Source organism: Flavobacterium branchiophilum FL-15, from assembly GCF_000253275.1.
In the GTDB taxonomy this organism is placed as follows: Bacteria; Bacteroidota; Bacteroidia; order Flavobacteriales; family Flavobacteriaceae; genus Flavobacterium; species Flavobacterium branchiophilum.
Genome location: NC_016001.1, coordinates 1,759,714 through 1,775,314, shown reverse-complemented (window position 1 = coordinate 1,775,314; position 15,601 = coordinate 1,759,714). Strand labels below are relative to the sequence as shown.

General features: G+C 33.0%; 10 protein-coding genes. 9 read left to right on the top strand and 1 reads right to left on the bottom strand.

What is annotated here, in order from left to right:
• Window positions 1-92 precede the first annotated feature (92 nt).
• The 5 genes from paaZ (at window position 93) to FBFL15_RS07585 (ending at window position 8,231) form a co-directional block, all read left to right on the top strand.
• Window positions 93-2,591, top strand: a complete 2,499-nt coding sequence (paaZ, locus tag FBFL15_RS07610) for a phenylacetic acid degradation bifunctional protein PaaZ (RefSeq protein WP_014084034.1) — start codon at window positions 93-95, stop codon at window positions 2,589-2,591.
• A gap of 126 nt (window positions 2,592-2,717) precedes the next feature.
• The gene (locus tag FBFL15_RS07605; protein ID WP_014084033.1) at window positions 2,718-3,476 is read left to right on the top strand and encodes an enoyl-CoA hydratase/isomerase family protein; all 759 of its coding nucleotides are present in this window, start codon (window positions 2,718-2,720) and stop codon (window positions 3,474-3,476) included.
• A gap of 212 nt (window positions 3,477-3,688) precedes the next feature.
• Window positions 3,689-5,014: a dihydrolipoamide acetyltransferase family protein gene (locus FBFL15_RS07595; RefSeq protein WP_014084032.1), complete on the top strand. Its 1,326-nt coding sequence runs from the start codon at window positions 3,689-3,691 to the stop codon at window positions 5,012-5,014.
• 25 nt (window positions 5,015-5,039) lie between these two features.
• The gene (locus tag FBFL15_RS07590; protein ID WP_014084031.1) at window positions 5,040-6,092 is read left to right on the top strand and encodes a branched-chain amino acid aminotransferase; all 1,053 of its coding nucleotides are present in this window, start codon (window positions 5,040-5,042) and stop codon (window positions 6,090-6,092) included.
• A 63-nt stretch (window positions 6,093-6,155) separates the two neighbouring features.
• Entirely contained in the window at window positions 6,156-8,231 is a 2,076-nt protein-coding gene (locus FBFL15_RS07585; protein WP_014084030.1) for an alpha-ketoacid dehydrogenase subunit alpha/beta, read from the top strand.
• Window positions 8,232-8,559: 328 nt separating this feature from the next.
• Here FBFL15_RS07585 and FBFL15_RS07580 read toward each other — a convergent pair whose 3' ends face one another.
• Window positions 8,560-9,012: a hypothetical protein gene (locus FBFL15_RS07580; RefSeq protein ID WP_050881286.1), complete on the bottom strand. Its 453-nt coding sequence runs from the start codon at window positions 9,010-9,012 to the stop codon at window positions 8,560-8,562.
• A gap of 512 nt (window positions 9,013-9,524) precedes the next feature.
• Here FBFL15_RS07580 and FBFL15_RS07575 point away from each other — a divergent pair.
• The 4 genes from FBFL15_RS07575 to FBFL15_RS07560 all read left to right on the top strand — a co-directional run bounded on the left by FBFL15_RS07575 (window position 9,525) and on the right by FBFL15_RS07560 (window position 15,420).
• Window positions 9,525-10,520, top strand: coding sequence for a glucosamine inositolphosphorylceramide transferase family protein (locus FBFL15_RS07575; RefSeq protein ID WP_014084028.1), 996 nt, complete (start codon window positions 9,525-9,527; stop codon window positions 10,518-10,520).
• A 315-nt stretch (window positions 10,521-10,835) separates the two neighbouring features.
• Window positions 10,836-11,111, top strand: a complete 276-nt coding sequence (locus FBFL15_RS07570) for a hypothetical protein (RefSeq protein ID WP_014084027.1) — start codon at window positions 10,836-10,838, stop codon at window positions 11,109-11,111.
• A 700-nt stretch (window positions 11,112-11,811) separates the two neighbouring features.
• Window positions 11,812-12,702, top strand: a complete 891-nt coding sequence (locus FBFL15_RS07565; protein WP_014084026.1) for a GLPGLI family protein — start codon at window positions 11,812-11,814, stop codon at window positions 12,700-12,702.
• A gap of 18 nt (window positions 12,703-12,720) precedes the next feature.
• Window positions 12,721-15,420, top strand: coding sequence for a TonB-dependent receptor (locus FBFL15_RS07560; RefSeq protein WP_014084025.1), 2,700 nt, complete (start codon window positions 12,721-12,723; stop codon window positions 15,418-15,420).
• The last annotated feature ends 181 nt before the right edge of the window (window positions 15,421-15,601 follow it).

Sequence of the window (15,601 nt, the reverse complement as noted above, 5' to 3'; positions counted from 1 at the left end):
TTTTATAAATTTGAATAACAATCATAATCACAAACTACAACTTTCATATTTAATAAATAATCAACTACTTTGTGGTACAAAAATATATAAACATGATAAACCATACTCAACATTACGTACAAGGAAAATGGGTTGTCGCTTCTGGCGAAGGAATTCCCACATTTGATGCCATAACTGGCGAATATGTAGCAACAACATCTGTAGAAGGATTAGACATTCCTAGCATTTTGCAATATGGAAGAACAAAAGGTGGCGAAAAATTGCGTAAAATGACTTTTCAAGAACGAGGCAACATGCTGAAAAGTCTTGCCATTTATTTAACAAAAAAGAAAGAAATATTTTACGAATTAAGTTATAAAACGGGTGCAACACGAACGGATTCTTGGATAGATATCGAAGGGGGGTTTGGCAATTTGTATGCCAATGCTTCTTTGCGAAAATTATTTCCAAATTTGCCTTATCATGTAGAGGGCGATCCTATTGATTTATCAAAAGGGGGCCGATTTATGGCTCACCACCTTTTAGTGCCCAAAAAAGGAGTTGCCATACACATCAATGCTTTCAATTTTCCAATATGGGGAATGCTCGAAAAATGTGCCGTCAATTGGATGGCAGGCATGCCAGCCGTGGTGTTGCCAGCACCCGTTACGGCTTATTTAACAGAAGCCGTTGTCAAAGAAATTATTGCTTCAAACATCATTCCCGAAGGGGCTTTGCAACTTATTTCGGGTACGGTTACCAACATTTTTGATACTGTCGAAAGTCAAGATGTGGTAACTTTTACAGGATCGGCTGCTACAGGTCGGATATTAAAATCGCATCCCAGAATAATTCAAGAAGCCGTCCCTTTTACATTAGAAGCCGACTCGTTAAACGCTTCTATTTTGGGCGAAGATGCCTTGCCTGGTACGCCCGAATTTCAACTTTTTATTCAACAAGCCCGCAGCGAAATAACCGTAAAAGCGGGTCAAAAATGTACCGCCATCCGCCGCTTGATTATACCCGAAAATGTAATTGACGAGGTTCAAAATGCCCTTTCAAAAGCATTAGACCAAGTAAACATAGGCAATCCTCGATTAAAAGAAGTCCGAATGGGTGCATTGGTAAGCAAAAAGCAAGTTGAGGTACTCCATTCAAGAATACAAGAACTTTCACAATCGGCAGCCATCGTTTATGGCAATTTACAACAAATCAATCTAATGGGTGCCAACGAAAAAGGAGCTTTTGTAAGTCCAACACTTCTTAGAGAAAACCAGCCTTTTAATAATGCAGCCGCTCACGAAATAGAGGCCTTTGGCCCTGTTGCCACACTAATGCCCTATCAAAACCTAGAGCAAGCCATAACATTAGCTCAAATGGGTAAAGGCTCTTTGGTTTCGTCTATTGTAACATATTCTGATAAAATAGCAAAAGATTATGTCATAAATGCCGCTTCACATCATGGCCGAATATTGGTTTTAAATAGAGAAAATGCCAAACAAAGCACAGGACACGGATCGCCTTTACCTCTTTTAGTACACGGTGGCCCTGGAAGGGCTGGCGGCGGACAAGAAATGGGTGGCGTAAGAGGCATCAAACATTATATGCAACGGTGTGCCATTCAGGGTTCGCCCACCACTCTGACCGAAATAACCGAAATTTACCAACCAAAATCGGCTTATAAACCCATCTCCCAACACCCTTTTCAATACCATTGGGAAGACATTCAACCCGGAATGTCGTTACAAACCCACAACAGAACCGTAACAGACACCGACATTATTAATTTTTCTAATCTTACATGGGATCATTTTTATGCCCACACCGATATTACAGCCCTCGAAGGTAGCATTTTCAAGAAAAGAACCGCACATGGTTATTTCATTTTGGCCGCTGCCGCAGGACTTTTTGTATATCCAAACAAAGGCCCCGTTGCAGCCAATTACGGCCTAGAAGAGTGTCGTTTTTTAAAACCAATATACCACAACGATACTATTTATGTAAGACTTACCTGCAAACAAAAAATCGATCGTGATGTGGTTGCTGCCGAACATCCAAGCGGTATCGTAAAATGGTTTGTTGAAGTTTTTGATACGCAAAACGAGTTAGTTGCCGTAGCTACTATACTAACAATGGTACAAAAAAAACAAACCGTTTTTGTAGAAATGACCCATGAAAAAATCCAAGAATGTTTAAACAAACTAACAGAAAATACTCAACCAAAATGGGGTTCTATGACTGCCCAACACATGTTAGAACATTTGGAATTTGGCTACAAAATTGCCGCTGGAATCATTCAAAATTTCGAACTCATTACCCCAAATCATATACTCGAAAAAGTACATCATACGTTGTATAACTACAATAAAATGCCACAAAATTTCGATTTCCCATTAGCACAATTATCTCAAATCGAAACGGTAAAACATGCCAATTTAGACGAAGCCAAACACCATTTTTGGGAAGCCCGTGCAGCCTATTTGCAATTTTTTGAAACCCATCCAAACATCCTGCTCAAAAATGCAGTTTTTGGCAACATGAACCGATACGAATGGTATCTTTTAGACAGAAAACATTTGAACCATCATTTTGAACAATTTGACATTTTGTAATATTTTCAGGAGCTAATCCCGCTTTTCACTACAATCTTTTTTTTTTTAAAGAAAAAAAAGAAAAGGATTTCCGTTGCAATCGGGGCTAATAAATTTATCTTAAAAAATCAACTAACAAGTAATAAAATGAGTGCATACGTAAAATATAACATCAACCACAACATAGCAACAATCGAGTTTTTTCATCCAGAACAAAATTCATTGCCAAGTACTATTCTGGAACAATTGGCACATACAATAACAATAACAGGAAATAATCCCGAAGTAAAAGTCATTATCCTACAAAGTGGAGGCGACAGAACTTTTTGTGCAGGAGCCAGTTTTCAAGAGTTAGTGGCTATAAATAATGCCGAAGCAGGAAAATTATTTTTTTCGGGTTTTGCCAACGTCATCAACGCCATGCGATTATGTCCAAAATTCATCATCGGACGTGTGCAAGGCAAAGCCGTTGGTGGTGGTGTAGGCATTGTCGCCGCTACCGATTATTGTATGGCTACCCAATTTGCCAGTATCAAATTAAGCGAATTAAATGTTGGCATTGGCCCCTTTGTCGTAGCACCAGCAATTGAAAGAAAAATAGGAGTTGCTGCATTATCTCAAATTGCTATTGATGCCAATAGTTTTTATGATGCCACTTGGGCCTTTGACAAAGGATTGTATGCAAAGGTGTATCAAAGTATCCCCGAATTGGATCAAGCTACTTTCAATTTGGCACAACAACTTTGCTCCTACAACCCCGAAGCAATGCAACAAATGAAGCACATTTTTTGGAACGGTACCCAACATTGGAACACCCTTTTAGCCGAAAGAGCAGCCATAAGTGGCAGCCTAGTCCTTTCAGAATTTACAAAAGAAACATTGAAAAAATTTGAGAAAAAGGATTAAAAAAAAATAAAAGATTGAAAAAATCAAAAAAATCAAAAAAATCAAAAAGAATGAAACTTGAAACCTGAAACAAAAAAACCTGAAACCTGAAACTTGAAACCTGAAACTTGAAACCAAAAAAACCTGAAACTTGAAACCTGAAACTTGAAACCTGATACAAAAAAACCTGAAACCTGAAACTCGAAACTTGAAACCAAAAAAACCAAATAAAAATGACTATGTTTGAATTCAAAATGCCTAAAATGGGCGAAAGCATGACGGAGGCAACTATAATTAGTTGGTTGAAAAATGTGGGCGATTTTGTGCAAGCAGAAGAAACCCTTGTCGAAGTTGCAACAGATAAAGTAGATAGCGACATTGCATCTCCAATAGCTGGTACCATAACGGCAATTCATTTTCAAAAAAATGACGTGGTTCCAGTTGGCCATGTTTTAGCTACGATTAGCCCCTTAGCCTCTATTCATCATGCATCTGATATTAACGAAAAATCACATAACAATACGACTGATTTCCATACAATGGCCACATTCAAAAGTAACATTGTTGATAACCAATTTGTTACTGAAATACCCAATGAAGCTTCTATAAAGTCCAGTCGATTGGGTAGTAACTCGTTTTTATCTCCATTAATTATTGCAATTGCACAAAAAGAGCACCTTTCAATAGAAGAATTACAATCCATTGCTGGGTCTGGATCCAATGGTCGCTTGCAAAAAAGCGATGTTTTCAAATATTTAAAAAACAGAAAATACCCTTTAGAAAGTAGAAAATGGAACGACGAAGGACAAAAAAAAGCAGTTTATGCTAAACCTCAAATCCATTTTGATGCTGCTCAGGACCACATCGTTACCATGGATAGGATGCGACAGCTGATTGCAGGACACATGGTATATTCCAAGCAAACATCGCCACATGTAACCTCTTTTATCGAAGTTGATGTTACCCATTTGGCACAATGGAGGCAAGACAACAAAGCATTGTTTTTTGAAAAAACAAACGAAAAATTAACATTTACACCCTTTTTCGTACAAGCAGTAGCAAAAGCAGTAACTTCGTTTCCTTTAATGAACGTTTCTGTAGATAACGACCAAATTATTGTCCATCAAAACATACATATTGGTATGGCAACGGCACTTCCTAGCGGGAATTTGATTGTACCCGTTGTAAAAAATGCCAATCAAAAAAACATAGTTTCTCTAGCAAAAGAGGTCAATCATTTAGCCGAAGCCGCCCGAACAAACAAGCTCAAACCCGAACAAGTTCAAGGCAGTACCATTACCATTTCAAACGTGGGTACTTTTGGAAGTCTCATGGGAACTCCTATTATCAACCAGCCTGAGGTTGCCATTATCGCCTTTGGATTAATCAAAAAACGTCCTGAAGTTATCAGTACCCCAAATGGCGACGAAATTGCTATCAGAAGCATGATGTATTTGTCATTATCTTTTGACCATCGGGTAGTTGATGGCTTTTTGGCAGGGTCGTTTTTGACCAAAGTAGGCCAATTATTAGAAGAAAAAGTAGATTTTTTATATTAATGTAGTTAAAATAAGTTATAAAAAAATGAGATATTCGATTCAAATAAATAAAGCAAATACATCAAAAGTTTCAGAAATAGACTTAAATTCCCTTTTAATGGGCACCCATTTTACCGATCATGTTTTTATTTGCGACTACCAAAACGGCCAATGGCAACAACCAAGAATAGAGCCTTTAGCATTAATCCCAACACACCCTGCTGCCATGGCACTACATTATGGTCAGGCTATTTTTGAAGGAATGAAAGCTACATTAGGAACAAATGGTACTCCGATTTTATTTAGACCTCAAGACAATGCCAAAAGATTGAATAATAGTGCCGATAGAATGGGAATGCCATTATTTCCCGAAGATTTATTTGTTGAAGCCTTAAAAAAATTTACAGCATTAGAAAAAAATTGGATCCCACAAGCAAAAGGAAGTGCCTTATATATCAGGCCTTTTATGTATGCCGACGAAGCTTTTATTGGAATGAGGGCCGCTACCAGTTATAAATTTATCATTATGGCATCGCCAACAAAACCCATGTATGCTCAAAAAATAAAATTATTCGTCGAAAAAAAATTCATTAGAGCTGCAAATGGTGGCACTGGCGAAGCCAAAACAGCAGGCAATTATGCCGCAGCCATCAGACCAACAGAATTGGCAAAAGCCAAAGGATATGATCAGGTTTTGTGGTTAGATGCTCAACATTTTGAATACATTCAAGAGGTGGGCACAATGAATATTTTTTTTAAAATTAATGGTCAGTTTTATACTCCTAATTTAACAGGAACTATTTTGTCTGGTATAACTCGAATGAGTGTTATAACATTGTTAAAAAGTAAAGGATTTGCCGTTACAGAAAGACCAATTACAATTACTGAAATTATAGAAGCCTTTGATAAAGGTACGTTAGAAGAAGCCTTTGGAACAGGAACGGCCGTTGGTATTGCTATGATCAAAGAAATTGGCAATAGTACTTTTACCATTACTTTGCCCAACGAAAACCCCATTTCAGTATGGGTAAACGATACTTTAAATGCTATAAAAACACAAGAAATTCAAGATGAATTTGGTTGGACGTTAGAAGTATAATGGTTATTTATATTGATAATTAAAAATTACAATAAAATTATTATTTCATAAATATTATCTTATATGTTAGATATAAAAATTCTAAAGAAAGCTTTTTCGGTAATGGCAACGGCAAAGGCCATGACACAATGGTATGAAGTACAATTCAAATTGGTTTCAAAATATGTTCATGCTACATCTCGTGGGCACGAAGCCATACAAATTGCGTTGGCAATGCAACTATTGCCACAAGATTTTGTGTATCCTTATTATCGAGACGATGCCATGTTGCTGGGAATGGATCTAAGCCCCTACCAATTGATGCTGCAATTGATGGCCAAAAAAGACGACCCTTTTTCAGGAGGTCGAACGTATTATTGTCATCCAAGCTTGAACGAGTCCAACAAACCAAAAATCCCACATCAATCATCGGCAACTGGCATGCAAGCCATACCTGCAACAGGAGCGGCAATGGGTTTTTGGTACAAAGAAAAAACCTTCCCAACCCCAGAAGGAGAAGGTTTTGCAGATGAAATTTCCCCATTAGAGGCAAAGGGTATTGTAGTTTGTTCATTAGGCGATGCCGCAGTAACAGAAGGCGAAGTAGCCGAAGCCTTACAAATGGCAACCTTAAAACAACTGCCCATTTTATATTTGATTCAAGACAATGGTTGGGATATTTCTGCAAATGCCCATGAAACTAGGGCTCAAAATGCTTTTGAATATGCCAAAGGATTTCATGGCATAGAGGCCCTAACTATTGATGGATCTGATTTTTCTGAATGTTATACTACACTTCAAAAAGTAATTAATACCATTAGAGTTGAGCGTCGGCCTTTTTTGGTACATGCAAAGGTACCTTTGCTCAATCATCATACTTCTGGCGTTAGGATGGAATGGTATCGAGACGATTTGGAAGAAGCAAAAACCAGAGACCCCTACCCTATTATTATCAAACAATTAATAGCCATGGGCTGTGATGTAAATACCATTCAAACTATTGAAAAAGAAGCAGTTACACAAGTTCAATCAGACTTTGAAAAGGCACTCCAAGCTGCCGATCCCGTTCCAGAGGATTTATTTACTCACGATTTTGCACCAACTCCCATCATGGAAGAAACAGGCAATCGCAACCCAATGAGGGAAGATAAAGTGATGATGGTCGATTGTGCTTTATTTGCAGTAGAAGAACTCATGAAAAAACATCCTGAATGTTTGCTATATGGGCAAGATGTTGGTGCAAGGCTGGGTGGTGTTTTTAGAGAAGCCGCAACATTGGCACAAAAATTTGGTAACAACAGGGTTTTTAATACCCCCATTCAAGAGGCCTTTATTGTAGGATCCACCGTTGGAATGTCTGCCGTTGGCTTGAAACCCATAGTCGAAGTACAATTTGCCGATTATATTTGGCCGGCTCTCAATCAGTTGTTTACAGAGGTCAGTCGTTCGTGCTACTTATCAAATGGCAAATGGCCTGTAAGCATGATTTTGAGGGTGCCAATTGGGGCTTATGGCAGCGGCGGGCCATACCATTCGTCGTCGATAGAAAGTATTTTAACCAATATAAGAGGCATCAAAATTGCTTATCCAAGTAATGGTGCCGACTTGAAAGGCTTGCTAAAAGCCGCCTACTACGACCCCAATCCAGTGGTAATTTTAGAGCACAAAGGACTGTATTGGAGTAAAGTAAAAGGTACCGATGCTGCAAAAGTAAACGAACCCAGCGAAGATTATATTTTGCCATTTGGCAAAGCTAATCTTGTTCAGGAAATTTGGCCACAAGAAACCCAAGAAACTTTAACCGTAATTACCTACGGAATGGGAGTTCACTGGGCTTTGAATGCCTCAGAAAATTTAAAAAATCAAGTAGAAATTATCGATTTGAGAACCCTGTATCCGTTAGACGAACTATCAATTTTTAAGTCGGTTCAAAAAACAAAAAAATGTTTAGTACTAACAGAAGAACCCGTAAATAATTCCTTTGCCCGAAGCTTGGCAGGATTGATACAAGAACAATGTTTCCAGCAGCTAGATGCACCTGTTATGGTTTTAGGAGCCGAAAATATGCCTGCCATTCCACTCAACAGCATTTTAGAACAAACAATGCTACCCAACATCGAAAAAGTAAGACAAAAAATGGAGTTCATGTTGCAGTATTAACAGTTTAAATTTTTCATTTAAAATGATTGCTTTAAACCTTTGTCATTGAACTACATAAGTTAAATAACAAATGAAAATAAAATCTATAAAGAGGCAAATCATGGTCAAAGAATAAACTTTAACAATGATTTGCCAAAAAGGGTTTAATACCAAATATACATATAAAATAGTCCAATCTACTTGTTCTTTTTTGCTAAAATTATCCAAAAAAATAGTTCCGTAGCCTAGCTATGCTACGATTTTTTTTGAAAATTTTTTCTAAAAAATAACTACTCATCTTTGGACTATTTTATAAATATATTTGGTATAACATCTTATTCGGATACCTTCAATGGGTACTGAATCGCATTTCATTTTCCTGATAATCAGTAAATGCACTATCCGAAGGTTTACCTTTGTAATAATATTTTGAATGTAAATAGTGTCTGTTTTTGTCATAATACTGCCATTTTCCAAAATAATACCAATGGTTTAAATGGTCTTTTACTTCAAAAGTGGTGTAACCTTTTTTTTGTAATTTACCATTCGGATGATAAAATTTTGTTTTGCAAGTATCCTTATAATACTTTTCTTTTCGTATCAATTTATTATTTCTATAATACTTCCATGTACCTATTTGATTATTCTGTTGGTATTTTCCAATAGTTTTATATACAACATCCAAAGTGTCATATTCTACCCACAATCCCTCTTTTTGCTTTTGAACCATTTGGTTTGTAGTAGTTTTACAGGCAAATTGTAGTAATATTACAAAAAATAATATCAAAAATTTTAATTTCATCTTTTTATTTTTTACGTATCTACTTCTATATTTTCAAAACAAATATAAATATTTTATCTGTATATTTGGAATAAAATATTTTTACTTTAAAATTATTACAATTTATTAGTAATGTATGAAGATGTTAATATAGCATCAAAATTTACTGTTGATTTTAATTTTCATTATATATGTTAATCATATATTTTTTATAAACCAAATATATTATTTTAATTTTTAAAAAAAACAATTTATTTATTTACAAAATGTAGTTAAATTAAAATATTTAATATAAATTAATTAAATTGTAATGAACTAAATGTTCAAAGGTACTAAATATTAAAATACTTGACTTCATTTTTTTTACTGCTTTCTGTTTAATTATTTAGATTTATTTTAAATTAACTCTGCTGAATTGAATTCTTGAAAAATAAGCAATAAAAATCAATTTAAATTTAAAAAATAAAAATAAAAAAACATATTTTTGCATAAAAAATCATGTAGTAATTTTAATATTTTTAAATTGTAGTTAGATGAAAATATACCAAAATATCAAATATATCATAGCATTTTTAGTTACGCTTTTCATTATAATATTTAGTTTGATTGATAAACCAAATATTTATTTAGATAAAAATGTAAGTGGATGGCAAGTAGGGATTGGAAAAATAAACTCATTGAATAATATTTATCCAATTATAGGAAAAAAATTATTGAAAAATGAAATTAAAAGCAATATGTCTTTTGATTTTATTGCCGACCCATTTATTTATAAAGATAAATCGGGCATATATGTATTTGTTGAACATGTTTATAAAGAAAACGGCGATATTAGTGTATTTTATTCAAAAGATACTGTAAATGTAAAATTCAAATATTTAGGTGTTGCACTTGATGAACCTTTTCATTTATCTTATCCTCAAGTTTTTGTTTATAAAAATCAAATTTATATGCTACCTGAAACACAAAAATCAGGAAGTGTTATTTTATATAAATCTGAAAATTTTCCTTTAAAATGGAAAAAAGAAAGGGTAATATTGCCATTTAATAATATTAAAGACCCAACTTTATTGCAAAAAAATAATAAATTATATTTATTTGGATGTCAAAATGATCGGTTATATTGTTGGTTTTCAAATGATTTACATGGAAATTTTAAAAAAATAGAAAAACCAATAATTATGGGAACAGAATCAAGACCCGGAGGGAGAATAATACAATATGATAACAAAATTATTTTTCCTATTCAAAATAATACAAATGGATATGGAACAGGATTGTCTCTTTATGAATTAAAAATTGATTTTGATAATCACATTGACATGAAAGAATATAAAAAATGGTTTTTAAAACCTCAAAAAAATATTAAAGCTTTTACTCACGGTATGCATCATTTAGATGTTGTTAATCTTAATAATCAATATTTTGTTGTGTATGATGGAAATGCTAAAAATAACAATGAAAAAGTTTTTAATTACAAACACTTCATAAAATATAGTTATTTGAATTTCTTGAATATTTTGTATTAAAAGTAATAGTAAAAGCCTAAATTTTTAGTTTAAATGATTGCTTTAAACCCTTGTCATTGAACTACATAAGCAAAAAAAAAGAAAAACTACCCCATAAAAAGGCAAATCATGATCAAAGAATAAACTTTAACAATGGTTTGCCTAAAAGGATATGTATTTTTATTCGGATAGTTACTGACCTAAAAAAGGGTGTAAAGTTTTGTTGTACTTTATAAACCTAAACAAATAATACAACTACTCAAATAGAGATTTCTTTTGCCAAAATAAAAATACGGAAGAATTTATTAAAAATCGAACCAAAAACAAAAAAAAGAATTGTGTAGATTAATTAAGAAAGTAAACTTTAGTAAAATTAATGCAGAATATTTTGAAAATTACAGTGATGGAAGTGCTTTCAATATTATTATTAAACAAGGTGATTTTGAGAAAAAGGTATTAGTTCACAGTTATAAAATTTCAAAAGAATTAGATTCTCTTTCAAATTGGATTTATTTTACGAAAAGCAAGTTAAAATTAACCAAAATAACTAAAAAATTGAATTTTGAAAGTGTAAAAGTATTATTACCGCCTCCACCTCCAATGTATAAATAAAATTTTATTTATCACTGCCTTGCGTTTATTCCATCTTGTTCCTTTTTTGGTATTCTTGTGTAATATGTTGCCGTAAAATGCCAATCTATGATTTTTTGTAAGAAAAAAAATATAAAATAAATGCTAATTTATGTTGATTAAAATATTCTAAAACCTTCAAATGATTAAAACCTAAGACTAAAACCGCATTTGAATAATTTAAAACAAGAACTTTATGATGTTTTTTATTATTTTAATTGAATTCAAAAACATAACGCAATTTTTATTAATTTTATAAATAATTTAATATTTTTAATATATTATCATAAAATATATTTCTAGTTAAAACATCATTATACGATTTAATGACTTGATTTGAATGTAAAAACTACCAATTTAATTTGAAAATTTGAAAGATAAATAGCCCATTATTAGCCCCGACAGTAGTGGCATCCTTTTTGATTATAAAGCTTTTTTTTGGGCTTTATAATCAAAAAGATACAACGAATGGCGGGTTGTGGTGTGCTTTGAAAGCAAGTAGTTGTGCTAAAAATTAATATTATTATTTTTATTAGATTAAAATAACAAATACATTCGATAATTTTATATTTTGTTTTGGAATAATGGGCCTAATCAATATATTTTAACATAAAATTAATAACATATTTGGAAAAAATGGACAAATTTGTTGGTTGATAAAATAATATAAAATTTACTCAATATGAAAAAAATATTTTTAGGTTTGATGTTGATAGTTTCTGGTTTTGTTTATCCGCAAAAAGATTTTCAAGGAGTGGCTATTTATGAGTCAAAAACCAGTATGAGCGACTTTAAACAAAGGTTTGAGGGCAATAAAGAAATTACACCCGAGATGCAAAAAAGCATTGAAGATCGAATGAAAAAAATGTTTGAGAAGACGTTTATTTTGAATTTTGACAAGTCGGCATCTATATATAAAGAAGAAGAGAAACTAGACCCAACAGCTACACAAGGAGGCGGAATGCGAGTAATGGTGAACTCTATGTCTGGAGGCGGAGGCACTTTTTATAAAAACGTAAAAGAAAAAACCTATACAGTTGATAAAGATTTTATGGGAAAAGAGTTTTTGGTAAAAGATTCATTGCCAAAGCTCAACTGGACATTGGGGTCTGAAAGTCGTGTGATAGGAGGCTATACCTGCTACAAAGCAACTGCAATAAAAGCTGCAAGTAAAACCGATTTTAGAAATTTTAGACCAAAAAAAGAAGGTGAAGTAAAAAAAGATACTGTTGCCAAAAAAGAAAACGAAGGCAAAACCAACTTTATAGACAACCTAGAAATGCCCAAAGAAATTACCGTAACGGCATGGTACACACCAGAAATTCCTGTAAATCAAGGACCAGAAACCTACTGGGGCTTGCCAGGGTTGATACTAGAGGTAAATGATGGTAAAACGACCATATTGTGTTCTAAAATTGTGTTGAACCCAAAAGACAAAGCAGAAATTAAACCATCTACCAAAGGTAAAGTTATTGGACAAGAAGAGTTTGACCAAACCGTAATAAAAAAGCTTGAAGAGTTTAGAGAAATGAATCAAGGAAGAGGCGGCATGCAAATAAGAATGATGCGTTAAAAAAAAACAAAAAACATAATGAAAAAATCAATTTTAATACTATTGTTGCTAGTTTGTTCTATATCTTTTTCTCAAAATATAAAGTTTGAAGGAATTGTTATTGACACAGATAAAGTGCCTGTTGAAATGGCAAACGTAATGGCGCTAAACGCTGCTACCAAGGCGATGGATGCTTATGCAATAACCAACGACAAAGGAAAATTTGTATTGAATCTAAAGGCAAATAGCAATTATATAATAAAATTGAGTTTTATTGGCATGCAAAACAAAGAAATGACAGTTGCAACCAAAGGAGAAAATATAGTGCAAAACATAACAATGGAATACAGCGGAATTGCCTTGAACGATGTAGAAATTGTGAGAGAAATGCCTGTATCTATAAAGGGAGACACCATTGTATATAATGCAGATTCTTTTAAATCTGGAACAGAAAGAAAACTAGAAGATGTGTTGAAAAAATTACCTGGGGTAGAAGTAAATGCCGATGGTGAAGTAGAAGTAGAAGGGAAAAAAGTTTCTAAACTAATGGTGGAAGGCAAAGATTTTTTTGACGGAGACACCAAACTTGGCGTAAAAAATATTCCGGCAGACGCCATAGACAAAGTACAAGTTTTGCGAAATTATAATGAAAATTCGATATTGAAAGGGGTAGAAAACAACCAAGATAATGTGGCAATGAACATCAAACTGAAATCTGGCAAAAAGAATTTTTGGTTTGGAGATGTTACCGCAGGAGCAGGTATAAATGACACAAAAAGGTATATTGTAAACCCAAAATTGTTTTATTATAATCCCAAATATAGCGTTAATCTGATAACCAATTTTAATAATATTGGCGAGTTGCCACTTACAATTCAGGATTATTTTAAACTCACAGGCGGTTTTAGAAACATGATGGCAAAAGGCGGAAGTAGTTTTAATATAGCTTCCAATGACTTAGGAATTTCACTACTGAGAAACAATAGAGCAAGTGAAATAAACACTCATTTTGGGGCAACCAATTTTTCATATAATGTTACAAAATCTTGGAGTTTGAGCGGATTTGGTATTTTGTCATCAAGCAAGACAGATTTGTTAACTAAGTCTCAAGTAAACAATTTGAAGCCCAATTCGTCTGCAATTGCATCAACAGAAAATAAAACAGACATCGCACATCAACGAAATGATTTAGGTTTGTTCAAACTCAGTTCGTCATACAAGCCAAATGCAAAGTTTCAAATGGATTATGATATTTTGACCAAATTTTCTAAACAAAATGAGGCTAGCGACTTATTACGAGAGTCTGTTGTAAACAACACCTCGCTTACCGAATCTATTTTGTCAAACAAAAATCAGACACCTGTATCTGTAAATCAAAATTTGAGTATTTATTTCACACAAAACGACAAGAATATTTATGCAATAGAAATGCAACATCTGTATCAAGATGAAAACCCATTTTATAATGCCAACCTTCAATCGCAACCCTTCAATTTATCTGGGTATGCAACAGGACAAAACAGAAACAACATCAATCAAAATAGATTTGTAAAAACAAACAAAATAGATGCAAAAGTAGATTACTATTATATGCTAACCAATAAAAGCAATATAAACTTTACCGTTGGAACCACTTTTTCGCATCAAAATTTCAATTCCAATATGTTTCAAATATTGGATAATAATGCAGTAAATGAGCTAACAGATCAGTCCAATAACAATAAAGTAAATTATAATTTTAGCGATATATTTTTGGGTCTTCATTATAAAATATTGATGGGCAAATTTACATTTACACCTGGTTTGAGTTTGCACACCTTTGACATGAAAAACACTCAAAAAGGAACAGATTTTAGTAGAAAATTCAATAAAATATTGCCAGATTTTTTAGCTATTTATCAGATAAAAAAGGCAGAATCGTTGACCTATAATTTTGCAATAACCAACAGTTTTACGGATATCAATAAACTTGCAGAAGGCTTTATATTTAGCAACTACAACAATCTTACAGCAGGTTCTAGAACGCTAGAAAACGCAACACAACAAACACATTCTTTGAGATATTTTAAGTATAATATGTTTAATATGGAGAATATTTCGGCATTTTTAAACTATTCTAAAACGGTAGATGCAATAAAAACAAGTTCGGTTTTCAATGGCGTAAACCAAACATCGTTGCCATTTAATTCTCAATTTGCAGATGAGTCTTTGAGTGCAAGAGGAGCTTATGGAAGGTCTTTTTTAAAAAGGTATAAAGCCAATTTTTCTACCAATTTGAGTTGGTCAAAATTTAATAATATTCAAAACGGAAGTTTAATCACAACAGATAGTTACACACAAAACTATACCATATCTGCATCTACCAATTACAAAAATTTACCAAATCTAGAAGTTGGTTACGCATTGACCATAAATGATTATAACAATTCAAAATTCTTTACAGACAAGCCTTTTGCAAGATTAGATTATTATTTCTTAAAGCGTTTTTCGTTTGTAGCCGAGTATGAATTTTATAATTATTACAATTCATCCAAAACTATAAATAACAAATACGACTTTTTGACCGCAAGTTTAATTTATCAAAAAAAAGACAGCAAGTTTGAGTACAAGATTGCAGCAACCAACTTGCTCAATACCACCTCCTTAAACGATGATAGTTTTACGCAGTTTTCTACAAGAACTTCGCAATATGTGGTGCAACCAAGGTATATCATTTTTAGTTTGAAGTACAATTTGTAAATAAAATCGTTGTATAAAGTTTGTTAAAAAATGTAATGAAAAATGTAATGAATAGTATAATTTAATAAAAATTTAATTAATTTTATATAATTTTATTTGAATAAATATAAATGATACAAATAATAAAACTTTTTAATAAAAATTAATAGCAATCACCATAAACTTAAAATTAGAAAAAAAA

Excerpts from the sequence above, each read along its gene's own strand:
- paaZ (WP_014084034.1), top strand. The coding sequence starts at position 93 with ATGATAAACCATACTCAACATTACGTACAAGGAAAATGGGTTGTCGCT.
- FBFL15_RS07605 (WP_014084033.1), top strand. The coding sequence starts at position 2,718 with ATGAGTGCATACGTAAAATATAACATCAACCACAACATAGCAACAATC.
- FBFL15_RS07595 (WP_014084032.1), top strand. The coding sequence starts at position 3,689 with ATGACTATGTTTGAATTCAAAATGCCTAAAATGGGCGAAAGCATGACG.
- FBFL15_RS07590 (WP_014084031.1), top strand. The coding sequence starts at position 5,040 with ATGAGATATTCGATTCAAATAAATAAAGCAAATACATCAAAAGTTTCA.
- FBFL15_RS07585 (WP_014084030.1), top strand. The coding sequence starts at position 6,156 with ATGTTAGATATAAAAATTCTAAAGAAAGCTTTTTCGGTAATGGCAACG.
- FBFL15_RS07580 (WP_050881286.1), bottom strand. The coding sequence starts at position 9,012 with ATGAAATTAAAATTTTTGATATTATTTTTTGTAATATTACTACAATTT.
- FBFL15_RS07575 (WP_014084028.1), top strand. The coding sequence starts at position 9,525 with ATGAAAATATACCAAAATATCAAATATATCATAGCATTTTTAGTTACG.
- FBFL15_RS07565 (WP_014084026.1), top strand. The coding sequence starts at position 11,812 with ATGAAAAAAATATTTTTAGGTTTGATGTTGATAGTTTCTGGTTTTGTT.
- FBFL15_RS07560 (WP_014084025.1), top strand. The coding sequence starts at position 12,721 with ATGAAAAAATCAATTTTAATACTATTGTTGCTAGTTTGTTCTATATCT.